This is a genomic window from Alteromonas sp. P256 (assembly GCF_036864455.1).
Classification (GTDB): Bacteria; Pseudomonadota; Gammaproteobacteria; order Enterobacterales; family Alteromonadaceae; genus Alteromonas.
In genome coordinates this window covers 1-20,478 of record NZ_JAZETM010000017.1, presented here as the reverse complement: position 1 = coordinate 20,478, position 20,478 = coordinate 1, and the positions used below count along the sequence as shown (strand labels likewise).

The 20,478-nt window shown below is 42.9% G+C and carries 17 protein-coding genes; 8 read left to right on the top strand and 9 right to left on the bottom strand.

Going from position 1 to position 20,478, the window contains the following annotated elements:
- Nucleotides 1-120: 120 nt before the first annotated feature.
- From V7R39_RS17385 to V7R39_RS17365, 5 genes are read right to left on the bottom strand one after another with little or no spacing between them, the layout of a single operon-like run.
- Nucleotides 121-1,380: a cyclopropane-fatty-acyl-phospholipid synthase family protein gene (locus V7R39_RS17385; protein WP_334032222.1), complete on the bottom strand. Its 1,260-nt coding sequence runs from the start codon at nucleotides 1,378-1,380 to the stop codon at nucleotides 121-123.
- A 3-nt stretch (nucleotides 1,381-1,383) separates the two neighbouring features.
- On the bottom strand, nucleotides 1,384-2,130 hold the full coding sequence (locus V7R39_RS17380) for a DUF1365 domain-containing protein (RefSeq protein WP_334032223.1): 747 nt from the start codon (nucleotides 2,128-2,130) through the stop codon (nucleotides 1,384-1,386).
- 5 nt (nucleotides 2,131-2,135) lie between these two features.
- On the bottom strand, nucleotides 2,136-3,401 hold the full coding sequence (locus V7R39_RS17375) for an NAD(P)/FAD-dependent oxidoreductase (RefSeq protein ID WP_334032221.1): 1,266 nt from the start codon (nucleotides 3,399-3,401) through the stop codon (nucleotides 2,136-2,138).
- A gap of 22 nt (nucleotides 3,402-3,423) precedes the next feature.
- Nucleotides 3,424-4,143 (bottom strand): SDR family NAD(P)-dependent oxidoreductase, encoded by a 720-nt coding sequence (locus V7R39_RS17370; protein WP_334032220.1) that lies wholly within the window; start codon nucleotides 4,141-4,143, stop codon nucleotides 3,424-3,426.
- Nucleotides 4,140-4,571 (bottom strand): nuclear transport factor 2 family protein, encoded by a 432-nt coding sequence (locus tag V7R39_RS17365; RefSeq protein WP_334032219.1) that lies wholly within the window; start codon nucleotides 4,569-4,571, stop codon nucleotides 4,140-4,142. Before V7R39_RS17365 ends, V7R39_RS17370 begins: the two co-directional genes overlap by 4 nt.
- A gap of 363 nt (nucleotides 4,572-4,934) precedes the next feature.
- Between V7R39_RS17365 and V7R39_RS17360 the strand changes: the two genes are divergently transcribed.
- The 3 genes from V7R39_RS17360 (at nucleotide 4,935) to V7R39_RS17350 (ending at nucleotide 6,939) form a co-directional block, all read left to right on the top strand.
- Nucleotides 4,935-5,510, top strand: coding sequence for an LON peptidase substrate-binding domain-containing protein (locus tag V7R39_RS17360; protein ID WP_334032218.1), 576 nt, complete (start codon nucleotides 4,935-4,937; stop codon nucleotides 5,508-5,510).
- A gap of 126 nt (nucleotides 5,511-5,636) precedes the next feature.
- A complete protein-coding gene (locus V7R39_RS17355) occupies nucleotides 5,637-6,248 on the top strand; it encodes a sigma-70 family RNA polymerase sigma factor (RefSeq protein ID WP_334032217.1) in 612 nt (203 codons plus the stop codon).
- On the top strand, nucleotides 6,241-6,939 hold the full coding sequence (locus V7R39_RS17350) for a ChrR family anti-sigma-E factor (protein WP_334032216.1): 699 nt from the start codon (nucleotides 6,241-6,243) through the stop codon (nucleotides 6,937-6,939). The genes V7R39_RS17355 and V7R39_RS17350 overlap by 8 nt, the downstream gene beginning before the upstream one ends.
- Nucleotides 6,940-7,022: 83 nt before the next feature.
- Here V7R39_RS17350 and V7R39_RS17345 read toward each other — a convergent pair whose 3' ends face one another.
- Nucleotides 7,023-7,790, bottom strand: a complete 768-nt coding sequence (locus V7R39_RS17345) for an outer membrane protein assembly factor BamD (protein WP_032096939.1) — start codon at nucleotides 7,788-7,790, stop codon at nucleotides 7,023-7,025.
- Between the two features lie 185 nt (nucleotides 7,791-7,975).
- Between V7R39_RS17345 and rluD the strand changes: the two genes are divergently transcribed.
- The 4 genes from rluD to dld all read left to right on the top strand — a co-directional run bounded on the left by rluD (nucleotide 7,976) and on the right by dld (nucleotide 14,361).
- Nucleotides 7,976-8,959, top strand: coding sequence for a 23S rRNA pseudouridine(1911/1915/1917) synthase RluD (gene rluD / locus V7R39_RS17340; protein WP_334032214.1), 984 nt, complete (start codon nucleotides 7,976-7,978; stop codon nucleotides 8,957-8,959).
- Nucleotides 8,960-8,963: 4 nt separating this feature from the next.
- Entirely contained in the window at nucleotides 8,964-9,794 is an 831-nt protein-coding gene (gene pgeF / locus V7R39_RS17335; RefSeq protein WP_334032213.1) for a peptidoglycan editing factor PgeF, read from the top strand.
- Between the two features lie 110 nt (nucleotides 9,795-9,904).
- Nucleotides 9,905-12,481, top strand: a complete 2,577-nt coding sequence (gene clpB / locus V7R39_RS17330; protein ID WP_334032212.1) for an ATP-dependent chaperone ClpB — start codon at nucleotides 9,905-9,907, stop codon at nucleotides 12,479-12,481.
- 176 nt (nucleotides 12,482-12,657) lie between these two features.
- Nucleotides 12,658-14,361 (top strand): D-lactate dehydrogenase, encoded by a 1,704-nt coding sequence (dld, locus tag V7R39_RS17325; RefSeq protein WP_334032211.1) that lies wholly within the window; start codon nucleotides 12,658-12,660, stop codon nucleotides 14,359-14,361.
- A gap of 120 nt (nucleotides 14,362-14,481) precedes the next feature.
- On the opposite strand, the gene prsT is transcribed toward dld, so the two are convergent.
- The 3 genes from prsT to xdp1 (V7R39_RS17310) form a co-directional block, all read right to left on the bottom strand.
- Entirely contained in the window at nucleotides 14,482-17,295 is a 2,814-nt protein-coding gene (gene prsT / locus V7R39_RS17320) for an XrtA/PEP-CTERM system TPR-repeat protein PrsT (RefSeq protein ID WP_334032210.1), read from the bottom strand.
- Nucleotides 17,296-17,397: 102 nt separating this feature from the next.
- Nucleotides 17,398-18,159, bottom strand: a complete 762-nt coding sequence (xdp1, locus tag V7R39_RS17315; protein ID WP_334032209.1) for an exosortase-dependent surface protein XDP1 — start codon at nucleotides 18,157-18,159, stop codon at nucleotides 17,398-17,400.
- A gap of 155 nt (nucleotides 18,160-18,314) precedes the next feature.
- Nucleotides 18,315-19,202, bottom strand: a complete 888-nt coding sequence (gene xdp1, locus V7R39_RS17310) for an exosortase-dependent surface protein XDP1 (protein WP_334032207.1) — start codon at nucleotides 19,200-19,202, stop codon at nucleotides 18,315-18,317.
- A gap of 222 nt (nucleotides 19,203-19,424) precedes the next feature.
- On the opposite strand from xdp1 (V7R39_RS17310), the gene pssA reads away from it, so the two are divergent.
- A complete protein-coding gene (pssA, locus tag V7R39_RS17305) occupies nucleotides 19,425-20,234 on the top strand; it encodes a CDP-diacylglycerol--serine O-phosphatidyltransferase (RefSeq protein ID WP_334032206.1) in 810 nt (269 codons plus the stop codon).
- Nucleotides 20,235-20,478: the final 244 nt, after the last annotated feature.

The following is a 20,478-nucleotide window of genomic DNA, read 5'->3' as shown; positions in this document are numbered from 1 at the left end:
ACTATGCCTATTAGATCAAAGCCCCAGACTTTCGTCTAGGGCTTTTTCAACAGTCTGCGACGCAGTTGCGTCGTTTTTTTGTTTATCAGGCCTGTAGATTCCGATTAACTCTAATTTTAATTAATTTCCGCGGGCCAATAAATCTCTGTACTGAGGTTTTGAAATAACAAGCTGTACCGTACTAATAGTTCTCTCAAGAAAGCCGCCTTCGCAGTACTTAAGATAGTAAGTCCACATGCGAACAAAACGTTCATCATAGCCGTCTTGAAGCAGGTCGTCCTTTGCCGCTATAAATGCTTCATACCAGTGATTCAATGTTTTTGCATAATCGATACCGATATCGTGCAAATCTCTGATCATCATGTCTGAATGCTTTTTAAGGTGAGCATTAAGTTGATACTGAGAAGGTAAAAATCCACCTGGGAATATGTATTTCTGGATGAAGTCTACGCTTTTTGAATAGCTTTCATAGCGTCTATCGTCAATGGTAATTGACTGTAAAAGCATAAGACCGTTTTCTTTAAGCAGCGACGAGCACTTTTCGAAGAAATTACCCAAAAACGAACGTCCCACTGCTTCTATCATTTCAATCGAAACAAGTTTGTCGTATTTGCCTTCTAATAAACGGTAGTCTTTTTTAAGAAGCGTCACTTTATCTTGCAGTTGCTCTCGCGCTATCCAGTCTTCTGCCCACGCATATTGCTCTTCAGATATTGTGGTCGTGGTGACTTTACAGCCATAATGCTTCGCTGCGTATACTGCTAGTCCACCCCAGCCTGTGCCAATCTCTAAAAGATGGTCATTTTCATTAAGCTTAAGTTTGTCGCATATGGTTTTAAGCTTATGATTTTGCGCTTCGTTTAACGAGGCATTGGGATCTGGATAGACCGCAGAAGAATACATCATTGTGTTGTCAAGAAAGCGGGTATAAAGCTTGTTACCAAGGTCGTAATGAGCCTCGATATTCTTTTTAGCTTGGCTGGTGGTGTTCCTGCGAGCAAAGTGTTGTAACTTCATCACGGGCATTGTTAGCCACTTAAATTTGCTTTCCCACTCATCTAGCGTGGGTAAATTACGTGCAAATATCTGCACTACAGCGGTGACGTCATTACTATCCCAATGTCCATCCATGTAGGCTTCACCAGCGCCAACACTGCCGCCAAGTAAAAGGCTGCGATAGGCTTTTACATCTTTAATATTTACATTAGCAGATAGCTCGTCTTGCTCATTACCAAACGTTGCGATAGTGTCGCCGTTTTCCTGAATAGTAAGGTTACCCAGAGGTAGATGCTTTAAACATTTAAGAAACAGTGTTCTACAGGTTTTGTCTACAAACGAAACCTCCGATGTAGAGAGTAATACAGATTCTCCAAAAGGCATTTTTTATTTTTCCTGACTCTTTTCTGGGTGTGTATATAAAGGCGTTTTTTTTATGAATAGCATAAACGCTTGCCAATATATTCCCAATACAGTTTTCATTGTCATGCTAGGTATACGTCTCATTACTTTAGTTAGATTCGCATTATCTAAAGTAAATTTGTTTAAATTTATTCCCGCACAGAATTCTTTGTCTGCTCTAACGCAATCCATTACCAATGATAGATTATCTGAAGGTTGCGTTATGCGCCATTGATAGGTCATGTCCATCGGGTTAAAAGGAGAGACATGGAAAGCTTTAGGCGTATCTTTTTGTGTCGACAAATCGACTAAGTAGTAGTGCCTTTCATTCCACGGCGTATTGCTGACTTCAGCAAGCATATGGCTAAACGTACCGTCGCCTTGCCTGAGATAGTAAAAATTCACAGGGCTAAAGTACAGCCCCCACATGCGCAATTGCCCCAACATAAATACGTCGCCATCTAACGCGGTGTCGCCGTTTAACGATGTCATCTTTTCAAGCACTGCGTCTTTTAACGGTTTCCCATCATCGCTTAGGTAATCACTGCGTTTAAACCGTGCTCTCGCCCACTTGCGAATTGAAAAATGTGTTAAATTCTTTGATAACGCGTTGAGCTCTGACTCGTCTAACTTCAGCCAAAACAAATAAATGTCGTATACAAATTTGTGCTTCGTTGGCTTAAAACGTTCGTGATAAACGCTGCCTTTGTATATTGCACTTTCTATATGCATTGCCGTCACAGTGTCTCACCGAAACGCTTACATACGTCTAAGGCACTCACTACACCGTCTTCATGGAAACCGTTGTACCAATAAGCACCGCAAAAATGTAAATTATCAACGCCACAAATTTCAGACCGGCGTTGTTGTGCATTAACCATGTCTGCACTGTATTGAGGGTGAGAGTATCGATATTGCCCAAGAATTTTGCTTTTATCTATTTCGCTCGTATTATTCAACGTGACTGAATAGGTGTTTTTAGCAGTTAGGCGCTGAAGAATATTCATGTCGTAAGTAACAGACGCGGGGCGCATCTCCTCTGTTGCATCTTCTTTAAGACGATAATTCCAGCTAGCCCACGCTAATTTGCGTTTGGGCAGTTGGCCGATGTCTTTGTGCATAACTACGTCGTTCTCGCCGTAGGGGATGCCACCTAAAATGTCGTTGTGTAAGGCTGTTGCATTCTCCAGCATCGCCAATGCTTGATCGCTGTGACAGGCAAATACCACGTCGTCAAAATGTGCCACGCCACCATTTACATCGCTAACAGACCATAGCCCATCTTCTTTAGTCACTTTGTTGACACCACAAGACAGCTTTATCTTCGATTCGAAAGGTGCGATTAACGGACCAATATACTGACTGGAACCACCAACGATGGTGTACCACTGTGGTCTGTCGGTAATGTTGAGTAGACCGTGGTTGTTAAAAAATTGCAGGAAAAAGGTGAGGGGGAAGCGGCGCGTTTGCTCGAGGCTGCTCGACCAAATAGCGGCGCACATTGGCAAAATATAATAACGAGCGAAATCATCGCTTAATCCTAACTCATCAATGATATCTTGTAGCGTAAGCGCTGATGTATCTCTCTTTTCAGCCACCATTGACTTACAGGCTTTATTGAACTTAAGGATGTCTCGAACGATGCGCCAGAATTTAGGGCGAAGAATATTTCTGCGCTGTGCGAAAAGACTATTAATCGTGTTGCCATTATATTCAAGGTTGGCTTTTTTGCTGGTAACAGAAAAGCTCATTTCAGTTGGTTGACACTCCACACCAAGCGCAGTCATCAATTTAATAAAGTTGGGGTACGTCCAGTCATTGAAAACAATAAAGCCGGTGTCGATGTTATGGGTTTCTCCCTCATCGACAATTGTCTTTGTTGCAGTGTGGCCGCCAATATAATCATTTGCTTCATAGACAGTGATGTCGTTTTTCTTATTCAATAGGTGGGCACATGTTAAACCTGCGATACCTGTACCCACGATTGCTACTTTTCTTGTCATTATTACATTTCTCTTAAACTACTTATTTGTCGTTACGCATGGATAGGGACAATCGCTTCTGCAGACCAGATGGTAATACATTCATGAACCTTAATATATAGCCAAACATTCTCGGGAAAAAGATCGTACGTTTATCGCTTTCGATCCCTTTCAACATACTTTCAGCCGCTTCTTGAGCCGTTATTTTCATTGGCATATCAAAATCATTTTTTTCTGTTAAAGGCGTTTCTACAAAACCAGGCGATACTGCTTGCACTTTTACGCCTCTGTCGTGCAAGTCTACTTCGAGACTTTTCGTAAAGTAGTGCAGTGCTGCTTTACTTGCGCCATAGGCTTGTGAACGAGTAAAGGGAAGCAATCTAGCCATGCTATCTACAATAACTACGGTCTTACCCGCTTTCAGGTTGTGGATAAATGCGTCCACGCAGTTAACTACACCGAAAAAGTTAGGTTCGAATACTCTGCGAAACATATCGGATTCAAATTTATCAATATCGACATACTCACAAGTACCTGCATTTAATACTGCAATATCAAACTGAATGTCTTTCAGCGCATTTTTAGTATCATCAAGTGATGACACGTCAAACTGACATGAAGTGATGTTTTTATGGCGTGCTAACTCATTGAGCGCGTCTTCATTTCTGCCGCACGCAATAACGTCGTAGCCCTTTTGGGCTGCATGCTCAGCAAGTGCTTTTCCGATCCCCGATGTTGCTCCGGTAATTAGCAATGTTGTCATTTGGCGAGTCTTCCTTTTATCTTCTTAATCACGAAACCTAATAAAGGTACGTGTTCATAGACCATTTCGCCCAAATCGTAATAATCCTTGTGATAAACAATGATGTCGTCTTTCACCCTTAGTTGAGTGGTTCCATCTAAAGTAATAACCTTATCGCTGCCTTTTAAGGTTAAGGTCATTGTCCAATTTGCAATATGTGTAACGTTACACTTTGAGGGCGCGCATTCTAGTATATCAGCGATATTGAATTTACAGGTGTCGGCTTGCTCAAGAAGATTGCTGAAATATGACTTCACCGCATCAAGACCCCGATGGGTGGTGATAGGGTCTATGAATACGATATTTTGTGAATAAATCTCATTAAGATCCTCGGTAGATATTTTACAAATGTCTGTGTAAATTTTACAAAATCGTTGAATGACTTCCATACTAAATCCTTTGCACGCCTTGGCATGTCTACTTCTCAGGTAATAGGTTCTGATTAAATAAATCAATATATGACTTATCTTATACAGCGCGTGTACCAGTATTAGTGTGCTATCAGTGCGCAAGGTTCAGCGCTACTGTGTTCGAGTGTTTTCTTACTATAAAGAATGACTCGTTACAAAAGATGACGCAAGCTCTTGAATTTAATTAACTCTTTCTAATACAAATTTTATGAACTTAACAACATTACCGCTTCCACTAGAGATTAGATCAAGAGTAAAAAAGGCAGTGTGAAAATATTTCTCATATGGATCCAATTCATACTCACTACCGTAACTCTTTATGAATTCTTGGAAGTGTGGTGTATGAGTAATAATCGTTTTCCCTTATTCCCATTGTCTGCCCATCTGTTACCAGAGGGCCGAATGGCGTTACGAATTTTTGAGCCCAGATATGTGCGCATGGTTAAAGAGGCATGCGCCGAAAACAAAGGGTTCGTTATGTGTATGTTAAATGCCAATGGCGATAAGTCGGCGAATGAACATATACATAAAATAGGTACGTACGCCACGGTGGTCGACTTTGATATGCTTGATGATGGCTTGCTTGGCATAAAGGTTGCTGGTTCTCACCTAGTTGAGGTCGAAGACATTGCTGTCGAGCATGATGAATTGAGAACGGGAGTGTGTAATCCCATCGATTCATGGAATTGTGACCTATCAACTCAACAAATAGCGCCTATGGACGAGCGACTTAAAGAAATATTCGGGAATTATGAAGAGTTATCATCGTTATACGATGAGCCTAAGTTTGATAGTCCTAATTGGGTATTAAATAGATGGCTAGAACTATTGCCAGTAGACGGTTCGCAAAAGCAACATTTTCTTGAACAGCGAGAATGTACTAATTTGTTAAAGTACCTGTCTACACTAATTGGTTGATGCGTCATTTGAACAATATGACGCCTTCATTACAAAATCGTAACGCCAAAAACGCGATTTCTCCGAACGTTTTAAGTCGAAAAGCCGTAGAATAATGTAACCAAAACGGAAAAACGGACGAATATTATGTTAGTTGGAATTCCATTGGAACAAAGCAATAGCACAATCAAACCAAAAGAATGTGCTACCGAAATGTCTGAATACCTTGTGGCGGTTGCTGACGCTCGCTGTAAACGCTCATTTTCTCGAGTTTTTAATTATTTTGCACCCCGCCTTCGCTCATACGCATTAAAACAAATGGGTAATGAAGCATTAGCGATGGAGCTAGTACAAGACACCATGTCTAATGTGTGGCAAAAAGCGCATCTTTTCAATGCTGACAAGGGCTCGCCATCTACATGGATATTTACAATTGCACGAAACATACGTTTCGATATGCTGCGCAAGTTGCAAAACAGAAAAGAAGACGTATGTTCTGATGACTTGTGGCCAGTATTGTGTGAACAAACTGCTGATTTGAACGAGGCGCCTCTTGACGAGCAAGTTACGCTCGAACAGATTGGATATTTGTTTGAAGCGTTACCGATTAAACAAAAAGCAGTAATTGAAGCTATCTATATAGATGGCAAATCTCAGCAAGAAGTTGCAAACGAACTATCTATTCCATTAGGTACGGTGAAGTCGAGAACTCGACTGGCACTTCAACGTTTAAAAGGTATGCTGAACGACAATGATTAAGTTTCACCCAAGCCCTCAACAGATAACAGAATTCGTTGAAGGCAGTCTGACGCCAGCTGTATCGCTATTGGTGTCTGCACACTGTGATATGTGTGAGCAGTGTCAAATGCGAATTGAAAGCGAAACTGAAAGCCTAGCAGCTGACATGGTGTTAGAAATAGAAGAAAGTTTTGACGAATCTGCTCAGTTTGGCGATATGTTGTCTCAAATAACGCAGGCTCCGTCGTCAATAGAATCTGATGCTAGAACGTCTAAAGAGGCGAGCAGTATCAAAGAGAAGTCGGTAACGATTGAGCTAGATGGTCGTGCCTTTAAATTGCCGCGCACACTACATCGCTACATTGACAAAACGGGGAACTGGTCTAGTTTGGTTGGAAAGTTATGGCAGGCACCGGTGGACTTAGGTAATCAAGGTGTTGCGAACTTTATCTTTATGGGTAATGGCGGAAGCGTTCCAGAGCATACCCACAGAGGGACTGAATATACGTTAGTGATTGACGGAGAATTCAGCGACGGGTTAGCCACCTATGATACTGGCGATTTCATCTTTATGGATGGCAACAAAACTCATACTCCCAAGTCAGACACGAAAGAAGGGTGTTTGGTTTTCAGTATTGTAGATCAGCCATTACACTTTACATCGGGTTTAGCTCGATTGCTCAATCCGTTTAGTCATTTGTTCTTCAGATAAAATAGAAAAAACTCTAATAAATAAAAAACGCACCGAAGGTGCGTTTTTTTGATTTGAACTGGCGGATGTTAGCAGCAACCTTATCAGCTGATAAAGTCGCTTTCTGGGAAGTTAAGCTTTAACGTCTTCATTGCGTTTAAACGCAAGTCATCCAATCCAAGTTGTTCATAACTCGACACCATTATCTCAAGGGCATCCTTCACCTGAGTTGTATCAGGAAAGTGTTCAATGACATACCGACCGCGATTCGCTGCTGCTACGTAAGCCTGGCGGCGCATGTAGAAACGAGCAATAGCAATTTCATATCTGGCTAGTCTGTCTTTAATATGCAGCATACGCTTTTTAGCATCAGGGGCGTATTTACTGTTTGGGTATTGCTCAATTAGCCGTCTGAAATCTTCAAATGCTTGGCGAGATTTTGATGGATCTCTGTCCGAGCGGTCTATCGTCAGAAGCTCTTGAAAAAGATTGCTGTCTGATTCCATATTCGTTAACCCGCGCATATAGTACGCGTAATCTACATCTGAATGATTAGGGTTAAGGCGAATAAAGCGGTCAACTGTCGCCAATGTTTCGTCAATTTTACCCGACTTGTAATAACTGTAGATAAGATCGAGTTGAACCTGGTGAGACAATGGGCCAAAAGGATAGCGAGAATCTAGTGCGCTAAGCGTTTGGGCAGCGGCGCTGAAATTGCCCACTTCCATGCTTTCAGAAGCTCTGTCGTAAAGTTGTTGTGCACCCATGTTTGCAAGTACAATTTTTTCCTCTTCAGATTCTGAAGAGCTGCAACCTGTTAAGGTCACCATAGCACCTAGAAAAACTGGCGCTAAAAGACGAAATGATTTCATAATAATTCTATATTCCTGCTAAACAGTTTTAATACTTCGCTGTCTACGCTCATGTGTTAAACAACAACACGTTGCCCGCATTCTAACGTACTAACGATGAGAAAAACCATACAAATTCGCAAACAACGCAGTGTACAGGGTGAATACTTGTTATAATACCCTTTTTACACGCAATGTTAGGTGTTATGACGCAAGTGCCAAACACAATTCAATTAGAGGCTTCAACACAAGCCGCCCATTTCGGTTTACGTTTAGATCAGGCTTTGGCCGATTTGTTCCCTGAATATTCACGTTCAAAGTTAAAAACTTGGATTCAGGATGGCAACGTGGCAGTAAATGGCGAGGTTATCACGGTTCCACGCCATAAAATGCAAATAGACGAAGTTATTACCGTTTGCGCAGAAATGGATGTTCAGGTAACGAGTGTTGCTCAAGATATCGCTCTGAACATCGTTTTTGAAGATGAGCATATAATGGTGATAAATAAACCTGCAGACTTAGTCGTTCATCCGGGGGCCGGAAACCCAAACGGTACCGTGCTTAACGCGCTGCTTAATCATGTGCCCGACATCGACCGCGTTCCTCGTGCAGGTATTGTTCATCGTCTTGATAAGGATACAACGGGACTGATGGTTGTTGCGAAGACAGTACCTGCGCAAACCCATTTAGTTGACCAGCTCCAGCGTCGAGAGATGAGTAGGGAATACGAAGCAATTGCAATGGGTACCATGGTTGCTGGTGGTGTAGTGGATGAACCTATCGGCCGTCATGCAACTAAGCGCACGCACATGGCAGTGAGAGAAGACGGTAAACCCGCAATTACTCACTTTAGAGTGATTGAGAAGTTTCGTGCCTACACGCACATACGCTTAAAGCTAGAAACAGGTAGAACGCATCAAATTCGTGTACATATGGCGCATTTGAAACATCCTTTGTTAGGCGATCAAACTTACGGTGGGCGCCCTCGATTACCAAAAGGCGCATCTGAAAGCTTTATCGATGCATTGAGAGGTTTCCAGCGACAGGCTCTTCACGCGGCACAGCTTTCGTTTTTCCATCCTGAAAGCGAAGAATGGATGACGTACAAAGCACCGTTGCCCAACGATATGCAGTTGCTATCAGAAGCAGTAAGACAAGATACAAAAGACAATCCGGAAGATATGATTTAGTCACATGTCATCCGCTGAGCGTTTCATAATTCCAGAGTGCTTTCCCGATAATGTAGTGGCCTATACATCCACTCGATGTGGCGGTGTTAGCACTGAAGCGCTGGCGGATAGCAATGTCCAAGTAGGCGGAGCTACTCAGGGTAAAAGTGCTCAGGGTAGGACAATCGAAGATAAAACTGCTCAAAAAAATTCGGGCACAAGAGACTATGTGGGGCTCAACGTAGGGGCGCATGTGGGCGATGACATTATCAGCGTCCGCGAGAATCGCGCGCGTTTGCCACATAGCGAAAAGATAACATGGTTAGCGCAAGTACATGGCAACACCGTTGCCACTTTGCCCACGCTATCTGTTGAAGCTGATGCCTCATTTTCCTCACGTCCAGAGCATTTTTGTGCGGTGATGACGGCAGACTGCGTACCGGTACTGATAAGCGATAATAGAGGAAAGGAAGTTGCAGCTATCCATGCCGGATGGAAGGGACTGGAAGCCACTATTATTGCTAATGCCGTAACGCACTTTTCTACCGAACCATCACAACTCATTGCATGGATTGGCCCTGCCATTTGTGGGCAGTGTTACGAGGTTAACGAAGCGCTGGCCAACAAATTCTCTTATTACAAAAACTGCGTAACGCCAAAAAAGCAAGCGAGCAAGTATTTGTTAGACCTACCTCACATAGCAAATCAGCAGTTGACGCACCTTGGTATTAAACACGTTGAGCAAAGTCGTTATTGTACTTATTGCCGCAGCGATTTGTTTTATTCTCATCGAAAAGCCACGCACAGCAATTACCAGGCTACAGGTCGAATTGTGAGTGTCATAGGCCTAAGTTAACTTTGCGCTCAATCAAGTTTTTCATCATCTTTGTCAATACTTACTTGAATCGTCATTCATAAGCTCCCATAAATAGAACATAAAGAAATATTCATTTTAAGGTTGAGGTTATGAGATTAGACAGATTTACCAGTAAATTTCAGCTCGCTATATCCGATGCTCAATCACTCGCATTGGGTCGAGACCATCAATATATTGAACCTGTCCATCTAATGACGGCCATGCTCAATCAGCAGGGCGGTTCAGTGCGGCCATTGCTTGACCAAGCAAAAATTAACGTTAACGCACTGCGTTCGGCGTTAAGCCAAGCGATAGAAAGGCTTCCTCGCATTGAGGGTATTGGCGGTGAAGTTCAGTTAGGTAAAGACAGCGTTATCTTACTTAATATGTGTGACAAGATTGCACAGCAGCGTAAAGACGACTACATCACTTCTGAAATTTTTGTTGTTGCCGCCATAGACGACAAAGGTCGCCTGGGTGAAATTTTAAGAAGCCTTAACGTAACCAAAGATATCGTGGAGGCGGCAATTGATGATATGCGCGGCGGCCAAACGGTTACCGACCCCAATGCTGAAGATGTGCGTCAAGCACTGGAAAAATATACTACCGACCTTACCGAACGAGCGGAGCAGGGCAAACTTGACCCTGTTATCGGTAGGGACGATGAAATTCGCCGCACGGTTCAAGTGTTGCAGCGCCGTACAAAGAATAATCCGGTGCTAATTGGTGAGCCTGGTGTGGGTAAAACGGCAATTGTCGAGGGGCTAGCACAGCGAATCATTAACGGCGAAGTACCTGAAGGGCTTAAAAATAAGCGTGTTCTTTCTTTGGACATGGGGGCACTAATTGCTGGCGCTAAATACCGCGGCGAATTTGAAGAACGTTTAAAAGCGGTTCTTAATGAATTGTCGAAGGAAGAGGGACGAGTCATTCTCTTTATTGACGAGCTTCATACTATGGTTGGAGCCGGTAAGGGTGATGGCGCCATGGATGCAGGTAACATGCTTAAACCAGCGCTCGCTCGCGGGGAACTTCATTGTGTGGGAGCGACTACACTCAATGAATATCGTCAATACATAGAAAAAGATGCAGCATTAGAGCGCAGATTCCAAAAGGTATTAGTGGAAGAACCAAGTGTTGAAGACACTATAGCTATATTGCGCGGCCTTAAAGAGCGTTACGAGCTACATCACTCTGTTGATATTACCGACCCTGCTATCGTAGCGGCTGCAAGTTTGTCTCATCGTTACATAAGCGACAGACAACTGCCTGATAAAGCCATCGATTTAATTGACGAAGCCGCATCAAGTATTCGACTTCAAATAGATTCTAAGCCTGAAGATATGGACAGGCTTGAGCGTCGAATCATTCAGTTGAAGCTAGAAGAACAAGCGTTGGCTAAAGAGACGGACGATGCCAGTCATAAGCGCTTAGAAATGATAGAGCTTGAACGCGAGCAGGCGGAAACTAAATATGCGGCTTTCGAAAAAGTATGGCTTGATGAAAAAGACGCCATGCAGGGCACGCAGACAATAAAATCTGAGCTCGAGCAAGCTAAGTTAGATTTAGAGATAGCTCGTCGAGCATCCGATCTCAATCGTATGTCTGAGCTTCAATATGGGCGAATTCCAGAACTTGAAGCTAAATTAGAGTACGCCGCTGAAAATGAAACCCGTGAAACCAAGCTTGTTAAGAACAAGGTGACGGATAACGAAATTGCAGATGTATTGTCTCGATGGACCGGTATCCCGGTATCTAAAATGTTAGAAGGTGAACGAGATAAGTTACTTCGCATGGAAGATGTACTGCACAAACGAGTGGTAGGCCAAGAAGAAGCAGTGCACTCTGTATCTAATGCTATTCGTCGCTCTCGAGCAGGATTAGCGGACCCCGACAGACCAATTGGTTCCTTTTTGTTTCTAGGACCTACGGGCGTGGGCAAAACTGAACTGTGTAAAACGCTGGCCGGTTTTATGTTCGATACCGAAGACGCCATGATCAGAATAGATATGTCTGAGTTTATGGAAAAGCATTCGGTTTCACGCCTTGTTGGCGCTCCTCCTGGCTATGTGGGGTATGAGGAAGGAGGGTATTTAACCGAAGCCGTTCGCCGTAAGCCTTATTCGGTAATACTTTTAGATGAAGTGGAAAAAGCTCATCCTGATGTATTTAATATTCTGCTTCAAGTGCTCGATGATGGTCGACTAACAGACGGCCAAGGTCGCACGGTAGATTTTAAAAATACCGTAGTGATCATGACGTCTAATCTTGGTTCAGACGTTATTCAAGATAAGCACGATGAAAGTCAGTACGATGAAATGAAGTCGATGGTGATGAATGTGGTAGGCCAGCACTTCCGCCCTGAGTTTATAAACCGTGTTGATGACATTGTTGTATTTCATCCTTTGGGCAAGGAGCAGATAAAAGCGATTGCAAAAATACAGCTTGCATCATTAAGAGCGAGGCTTGCAGAGAAAGGGTATAAGCTCACCCTTACTGGCCGCGCAATGGACAAGCTAGCCGAAGCTGGTTTCGACCCTATCTTTGGGGCAAGGCCGCTCAAACGGGCGATTCAAATTCAAATAGAAAACCCGTTAGCACAGCAATTGCTTTCTGGAGAGTTAGAGCCAGAGTCTACGGTTAAGATAGATGCCAACGATGAAAAATTGTTTATTGTGAATGAATAGGTAGCCGAACGTTTATTGGGTTAATGCTTTAAAAAAAACAGCTAAGCTAGCGCGGTAAGCAACGAGCGGGTGTTGGTTCAACACCCGCTTTTTTATGTCTGTATTTAATGGGCATCTTTGTGTTGAGGCGGTAGTATAGGAATTCATAAACAATAAAAAGTGAAAAAAGAGCGGCAGTGAAAATAAACAGTATTATTGAACAGTTTCAAGATGCGTTAGGTGATGACAGCGTGTCTGTAAACAGTAAAGTTACCGAGCACTACAGAACGGGCTGGCGTTCGGGCGGCGGTGATGCTATCGCTGTTCTTTTTCCTAAAACGCTTATGGAATATTGGGAAGCCCTTACAATTTGTGTCGCTGAAAAATGCATTATTATTATGCAAGCGGCAAATACAGGGCTTACTGAAGGGTCTACGCCAAGTGGCAGTGACTACGACAGGCCTGTGGTCGTTATCAATACATTAGCGATGAACGATATCGTTCTCATCAATAAGGGTCAGCAAGCCATCAGCTTTCCTGGTGCTACACTGCACAAGCTTGAAAAGAAATTAGCACCATTGGGAAAGGTGCCTCACTCTGTCATTGGCTCTTCATGTTTAGGAGCCTCAATAGTTGGGGGGATAGCCAATAATTCAGGCGGTGCACTGGTTAAGCGAGGCCCTGCGTATACTGAGCTATCGCTTTACGCCCATGTAGATAAAAATGGCAAACTGGGGCTGGTCAATCATCTAGGCATTGAATTGGGTAACACTCCAGAAGACATCATTGCAAATCTTTCATCGGGCAATTTTGCGAAAGATAAAATACAGACTGATAAAAAAGCATCGGCCAGTGATTATGAAGAGATAGTACGAAATACTCACGCCGATACGCCTAGCCGCTTTAACGCAGACTCATCTCGTTTATTCGAGGCCAGCGGCTGCGCGGGTAAAATAGCCATTTTCGCTGTTGTTGTTGATACTTTTGAATTACCTCAAGAAGAGCAAACATTCTATATTGGCACTAATGATCAGGCAGTGTTAACGCAAATCAGACGGGATATGTTAGCTCAGTTCTCGCAACTTCCCGAAGTGGGGGAGTATTTGCATAGAGACATGTTCAACATTGCAGAAAATTATGGAAAAGATACCTGCTTATGTATTCATCACTTAGGTACAGCAGCACTTCCCAAATTATTTGCCGCTAAAGGCCGCATTGATGCGTTACTTCGTCGTTCAACATTACTTTCAGACCATTTAACCGACAAAGCAATGCAGCTGGCGGGGGGGCTTTTTCCTCAGTTTTTACCCAAATCGTTAACCCAATTTCGAGACCAGTACGAACACCATCTTATTCTTAAAATGAGTAATCAAGGAATAGAGGAAGCGAAACGGTACTTAGGTAATCTTTTTGATACAGAGAAGAGAGAAGGCGCATTTATTACTTGCAACAAAGAGGAGGCGTCTAAAGCCTTCATGTTACGATTTGCTGCCGCAGGTGCAGCCATGCGTTATCAAATTCTGAATAAAGGTAACGTGGGAGAAGTATTAGCCCTTGATATTGCAATTAGGCGCAACGATGAAAGCTGGCTAGAAACGTTACCTGAACACATAAGTCGGCATATCGATAAAGCCTTATACTACGGCCACTTTTTTTGTCATGTCTTTCACCAAGACTATGTGCTGAAAAAGGGGGCAGATGCTAAGCAGGTTAAGGCTGACATGCTAGCGCTGCTCGATAATCGCGGAGCGAAGTACCCAGCTGAGCACAATGTGGGTCATTTATATGACGCAGAGGATACGTTACAACGCTTTTATCAAGATTTAGACCCCACGAATACGTTTAACCCGGGAATTGGCAAAATGAACAAGCACGCCCGTAACTGCGCTTGTTGCGGGTAGTGCTTGTTGTATGTTGCCCTTAAATCGAGTGGCTCTTAATAGAACTTTGTTAAGACAAGACGAGGCAAGCCAAAGCAAAGCGCTAAGGCGAAAGCTGATAATCGCCTTATAAGCTTTCTACTATAAACTCTCTAACAGTGCTTTTGCTTGAGGGCGCTTGAAAAATGGGCGTTCTACATTTACCGCGTATTCCAACTCTTTTTTCGCCTCATCGATACGACCTAACTTGGCAAGGGTAAACCCAAGGTGATAGCGAATGTTTGGGTCCTTTGCGTCTCTGGCAAAAGCGTCTCGCAACATTTGTAAGCTTTGTTCATAATCACCCCGCAGTGCCTTTATATGGCCGTAGGTATTTAAAATGCTTGCTGAGTTTGGTTGTAGTTCATAGGCTTTTTGCGCATAGTTTCTCGCGGTCACTAGCGACGCTTCTATACTCATTAGCGCTAATCGATTGTAAGCTTCAGCTGGATTTAAAAGGTTAGGCTCTTTGACGAGCTCTTCATAGAGGGCCGTTGACTCCTCAAATTCACGAATAAAAAATAGATACTGCGCTAGTAAATTTTTGGCCAGTAAGTTGTTAGCATTTTCTTCGACCATTTTACGGGCCGTGTTTAGAAAAACATCGACAAACTGTTCGTTAAGAGCATAGTTATAAATAGCGATAAACGCTTGGGCAAAACTTGGATCTATAGCTAGTGCGCGCTTATAGGCGTTCACTGCGGTCTCGCTTTTGCCTAAGTTAGCATTAAGCCTACCCGTTAAGAAATGATAGACCGGACTCTGTTGCTGCTCTGTAGATATACTGCCAAGTAATCGTTTTGCTTTGTCATTGCTTTGCAAATCTAACAATAGGCTGGCATAGCGTAAGGTCACAAATGTATTGTTGTTGGCAATTTCATAGGCTCTTGCCATGGCAGTCTCTGCTGCTTTATTGTTACCTAAAGCGCGAACCTGCTCCATATACGTGATTAATCTACCGGCATCGTCGTTGATAAAGTTGCGGACAATACTCAGTGTTTTCTCTGCATCAGCTCGCTCGTTACTTTGTATTTGTAAGGCAGCCTTGCGAAGCAGGTAGTCAGCATTATCAAAGTCGTCTTTTAGCAGAAGATCTAAATGATACAACGCACTTTTGGTGTCGCCTTGCTGTTGGTATAAAGATGAAACTCGCTCTCTTGCCGCCATGTTTGATGGTGATAGCGTAAGAATATCCAGATAAATTTGTTTGGCGTTATCTAACTCACCTTCTTTTGACAGGTTAAATGCTTTCAGCATCAATGTTTCATTGTGCTGTGGAGATAGCGTCAATAGCTCTTCGATAAGCTCATTAGACTGCTCAACATTGCCTAATCTACTCTGCGTGGCGGCTAAATTAAATTTCGCTGGGAATAACGTAGGATTTTGTTCCAGCGCTTTTTCAATATTGGTTTTTGCTTCTTCCAGAAGTCCCTGACGGATTAAAATGCCGGCCTTCAAGTTATACACTTCAGCTTCATCCGGAAATAGGGCACCAAGAAGTTCTGCGCCACTAAGTGCTTTCTCAAATTTTTCGGCTTGTAAGTTCATTAGTGAGTAAGTAAATAAGAAGCCTGCGTTGTCACGGTACGCGGGTAGATTGTCTTCTAGTATAGAAAGTGCTTCTTCTCGTTTGCCCCTTGCGGCCATCAGCTTAATTTTGAAAAGCTGTAACTTGCCTTCGTTGGGATATTTATACTCTAAGTTTTGCAGTAAACGCTCTGCTTTAAACGCTTTGTTTTGGCTTATAAAAAGATTGCCAAGCATTAGCGCTGAATCGGGGTCTTCCATAAGCGCTTCTTGATGGCGTTCAAGAAGCAGTAGTGCTTGCTTGTCCTGCTGCGTGGCCATATACACTTGACTAAGCATCAATACTGCTTGCAGATCGTCAGGCTCTTTTTGCAGATAAGTGGTGAAATCCTTAGCTGCGGTTTCCATATTATTATTGAAAAAATTAGTCAGCCCACTGATATACAGCAGCATTGGCTGCGAGGTAATAAGGTCTGGGTCTAACTGCGCCATAAACTCATTGAGTTCTTTTAGCTTTTCATTGTCTATTGCCTGTTTGTTGTCTCTACTTTGTAGCCAGCTATTGAGCAGAATGGCAAGAGGATCATTCGGTGTATCTTCAATAATCTCGTCAACAAACAGTTTAGCGGTGTCGTAGTCTTTAGCTTCTAAATAGAGGTCTACGAGATTACGCAGAGCAATTGGATCGTCCCTATTAAAGGTTAACGCTTTTTGTAAGTGCGCAGTTGCGGCATCTTTATCGCCCTGACGATAAGCGAGTTGGCCTTTCAATCGCCACGTTATCGCGTTTTCCGGCTCTACATCCATCGCTCTGTCGATGAGTGTCGATGCCTTCGTTAAATCTTCGTTTTGAAGCGCAATTGAGGCCAAACCATTTATCGCAGGCACAAGGTTGGGTGCGCGAGATAAGAGTGCGTTGTAATCGTTAAGGGCACAGGCTTCATCTTCCAAACGAATGCATGCAGTGGCGCGAATAAGCAGCCATTCTTGCTCAGAGTCACCAGAGAGCTTGTCAAGTTCACTGAAATCGACGATATCTTGGTATTTGTTCAAAAAAAGCCAGGTATTTCCTAAGGGCTCTGCGACTAAATTGATATCGGCTCCCATTTCTAGCGCTTCAACAAACTCTATTTCTGCCGCGGTAAGGTAACCATTAATAAGTAAGATTTCTCCCATCAGAATTTTAGCGGCTAAATTTTCAGGGTCTTTTTGAAGGCTATTTTTGAGGTGTATATACGCTTCGTCGTATTCATTCTGATTAAATGAGGTTAACGCCTTCTCGTAATCCTCTGATGTTGTGGCAAAACTGTTCACGGTGAAAAAAGAGGTGGCGATGACAGAGAAGAGAGCGCGTTTAACAAAGCGCTTTTTATTATTAAACAAGTTCATAGTTACCTTTGGGTTTGCCCTACTCAAGCATAAAAATAGCATAAAAAAAGGTGGCCTAAGCCACCTTCTAAAGATACGTGTTTTTAAATCGTTTTAAAACAACTAAGCGCGACGTTTGCGTCTGTATAGCACTAAACCTAGTCCTAAGCTCATTAGCGCAAGAGCGCCAGGCTCGCTAACTTCGGTTGGCGGCTGTTGAATAGAAGGTTTTTTTAGTTCGATATCAAGAGCAGCCAATTTAAATCCGATAGAGTTTCTTTTATTGTTGACGCTTGAAAAGACAGAATTGTAAGCGCCTACCAACCAATATTTTGCGGCGTTTAAGCCTTCAAATGTTGACTGGAGGTTGTTTATACCAAAATGACCACTGGCACCCGCTATCGCTTTCATTGATATGTCATTCCAAGTATTCTTTCCTGAAGTAAAAAGCCCGAGGGCGTCGTCTGACAGACCTGCTACAGTGACATCGTTCTTTCCATTTGCCTTTTTATATTTGTCGATTGAAAAGAAAGAAGCGCCCTTGAGAGTGACGGCTTCTTCGAAAGAAAACAATACCATATCGTAATACCGTCCATTATCTATATAGTGATCATCACCGTCGCCTGCAAAGTTGAGAACCGTCAAACTATCTTTAAAAGTGCCAAGTTGCGCTGACTCGACAAAATAGTTGTTACCTCCTAGGGTATCGGACCATGCAGAAATACCGACACCGACATCTACGCCATCTATCGAGAACGTAGTAATTGGTTTTTTGGCTGAAACAAGGTTTATTTTTGATACCGCTTCCGAAAGCGGGGAGTCAGTTGCCCACAAGGGGAAACTTATAAGTGAAATTAAAAAAATCTTTGCGATGAAACTTTTCATAAATACTTCCAAGTGATTCGTGAAGAACTGCGAACCAAAGGAAGCATTATTTATGCCGTTTTTTAGAAGTTTGAATTTCTGAGGTTTTTTCTGCTTTTTATGTAACCCGTGTAAAAAAAGCTGACAAGGTTAACCTTTCAGCTTTAGTCTAAAGTCTAAATGCGCCATGCCTTACGCTTTCTACGCCACATAACGAGCAACCCTGACGCCAAGAGAAGCCCCGCTGCACTTGGTTCACTTACGGCTGTCGTTTCAGTAGTGGAAGGGGAATTATTAACAGCGAAGCCTACGCCGGTAAGCTTAAACGCGTCATTGTAAGAGTTGCCGCCAATATCTCCAAACACTGTGTTGTAAGCACCGACTAGCCAATATTTAGCGGAGGCACTTAGCCCAAATTCTGACGCATATTTAAAGTGTGAGTCGGTAGTATCATATTTTATAATGTCATACGATGACGAAACAGCGTTACTGACAATATCGCTCCAAGTGTTCGAACCGGAAGATAATGTATCTATATCGTCGAGAGCAGCAACTGATACTTGCGAATCATTTTGGTTGTACACCCAAGAATAACTTGCTCCAGTAAGTGATACTGCCTCGTCGAATGAAAACAGAATAAAGTCGAAATCTTGCCAATTTCCGTTTTTCGTATTGATATTGTCGATTGCGTGATCTGGAGAGTTTCTTGACGATTCCCAGTCGCTATTCGTTACACCATATCCGTAGTAATTAGAAATTTTATAGCTATCAGCACCCACAACGATATCATCGTTATATCCATAGGTATCAGACCAACCACTAATAGCGACGTTAACTCCGCCGATGGAAATTTTAGACGATGACGCGTTAGTGCTTTCAACGATTCCGTGATCTACTAAATTGTAAACATTCTCACCTAGAGGAGAATTACATTCACCTGAAGACCCTTGCGAAGTACTACAGTGTGAGTAGTCTGTAGTACTGTGACTTCCTGCTATTGCAGCATTTATTGCTAGCAGACCAGTCGTGAGAATAGACATCTTTATTATCGAACTTAACCGCATTTCAATTTTCCTATATAAATTGATAGGGACAAGCTCTCTCTACGCTACGCGTGAGGAACTTCAACATGGTTCGATCATGGTAGATGTATCGAGATGATTGTTCGGTATGCGTTCCTATACCCTGTTATCTGTAATTTAATCATCTGCAATTTCTCTATTCCTATGCGCAGCGTGATATATATGAAATAATTAACACATAAGTGAGCTAAATTAAGAGGACTTATGTCTGAGCAAAAGCGCAAAGGGATATACTTACTTCCCAATTTACTAACTACTGCGGGTCTGTTTTCGGGCTTCTTTGCGGTTGTATCCTCTATGAATGGTCGATTCGAGGCTGCAGCGGTCGCTATTTTTATTGCTATGATATTTGATGGTTTAGATGGCCGGGTTGCAAGAATGACAAATACGCAAAGCGATTTTGGAGCCGAATACGACTCTATGGCTGATATGGTGTCATTCGGTATGGCGCCAGCATTAGTTGCTTACAATTGGGGATTAACTGAATTAGGTAAACTGGGTTGGCTTGCCGCATTTGTCTATGTAGCTGGTGCTGCATTAAGGCTAGCGCGATTCAATACGCAGGTGGGTATTGCAGACAAACGTTTTTTCCAAGGTTTAGCAAGCCCAGCAGCGGCTGCGGTAGTATCGGGCTTGGTATGGGTTGGAGTTGAGTACGACGTGGTCGGTACAGACTATGGTCTTGTTGTTGCTGCCGTTACCGGTCTTGCTGGGTTATTAATGGTGAGTAACTTTAAATACAACTCGTTCAAAGAAGTGAACTGGCACGGCAAGGTACCTTTCGTTGCGTTATTGTTAGTGCTGCTTATATTTGTTGTTGTGGCAACAGAGCCAGCGTTGGTTCTCTTTATAGGGTTTGCGCTTTACGCACTCGCTGGTCCAATTAATACATTTAGAACGGTAGATAAAGTTACCTTAGATGATGTTGTTGGTGACCATGAAGAAGATGCCGACTTTAAAAATGAATCTAGTAATACTAATACTCAGTCTAACGATGGCGATAAGAATAAATAGACGGGCGATGTGTTAGGCGAGGTTTTAGCCGTGAAAACGACGCGGTTTGCGTTAAGCACGGATGAGTGACTATCGTAATTGATGATAAATAGGCAAAAAGATTAAAAAGCGACCACTTGGTCGCTTTTTTGCTTTTTATTTTAAGAACGCTATTGACGGCGGGCTAGAGATAAGTAAAATGCGCATCCGCTTCGGGGGAAAAGCAAAACGACTTACCCAGCTCTTAGCAAGAGAAGCAAGTCAT

Coding starts and splice junctions, on each gene's coding strand:
- V7R39_RS17365 (WP_334032219.1), bottom strand. CDS start 4,571: ATGGAAGTCATTCAACGATTTTGTAAAATTTACACAGACATTTGTAAA.
- prsT (WP_334032210.1), bottom strand. CDS start 17,295: ATGAACTTGTTTAATAATAAAAAGCGCTTTGTTAAACGCGCTCTCTTC.
- pssA (WP_334032206.1), top strand. CDS start 19,425: ATGTCTGAGCAAAAGCGCAAAGGGATATACTTACTTCCCAATTTACTA.
- pgeF (WP_334032213.1), top strand. CDS start 8,964: ATGTCATCCGCTGAGCGTTTCATAATTCCAGAGTGCTTTCCCGATAAT.
- V7R39_RS17355 (WP_334032217.1), top strand. CDS start 5,637: ATGTTAGTTGGAATTCCATTGGAACAAAGCAATAGCACAATCAAACCA.
- V7R39_RS17380 (WP_334032223.1), bottom strand. CDS start 2,130: ATGCATATAGAAAGTGCAATATACAAAGGCAGCGTTTATCACGAACGT.
- V7R39_RS17375 (WP_334032221.1), bottom strand. CDS start 3,401: ATGACAAGAAAAGTAGCAATCGTGGGTACAGGTATCGCAGGTTTAACA.
- xdp1 (WP_334032207.1), bottom strand. CDS start 19,202: ATGCGGTTAAGTTCGATAATAAAGATGTCTATTCTCACGACTGGTCTG.
- V7R39_RS17345 (WP_032096939.1), bottom strand. CDS start 7,790: ATGAAATCATTTCGTCTTTTAGCGCCAGTTTTTCTAGGTGCTATGGTG.
- clpB (WP_334032212.1), top strand. CDS start 9,905: ATGAGATTAGACAGATTTACCAGTAAATTTCAGCTCGCTATATCCGAT.
- V7R39_RS17350 (WP_334032216.1), top strand. CDS start 6,241: ATGATTAAGTTTCACCCAAGCCCTCAACAGATAACAGAATTCGTTGAA.
- xdp1 (WP_334032209.1), bottom strand. CDS start 18,159: ATGAAAAGTTTCATCGCAAAGATTTTTTTAATTTCACTTATAAGTTTC.
- V7R39_RS17370 (WP_334032220.1), bottom strand. CDS start 4,143: ATGACAACATTGCTAATTACCGGAGCAACATCGGGGATCGGAAAAGCA.
- V7R39_RS17360 (WP_334032218.1), top strand. CDS start 4,935: ATGAGTAATAATCGTTTTCCCTTATTCCCATTGTCTGCCCATCTGTTA.
- V7R39_RS17385 (WP_334032222.1), bottom strand. CDS start 1,380: ATGCCTTTTGGAGAATCTGTATTACTCTCTACATCGGAGGTTTCGTTT.
- rluD (WP_334032214.1), top strand. CDS start 7,976: ATGACGCAAGTGCCAAACACAATTCAATTAGAGGCTTCAACACAAGCC.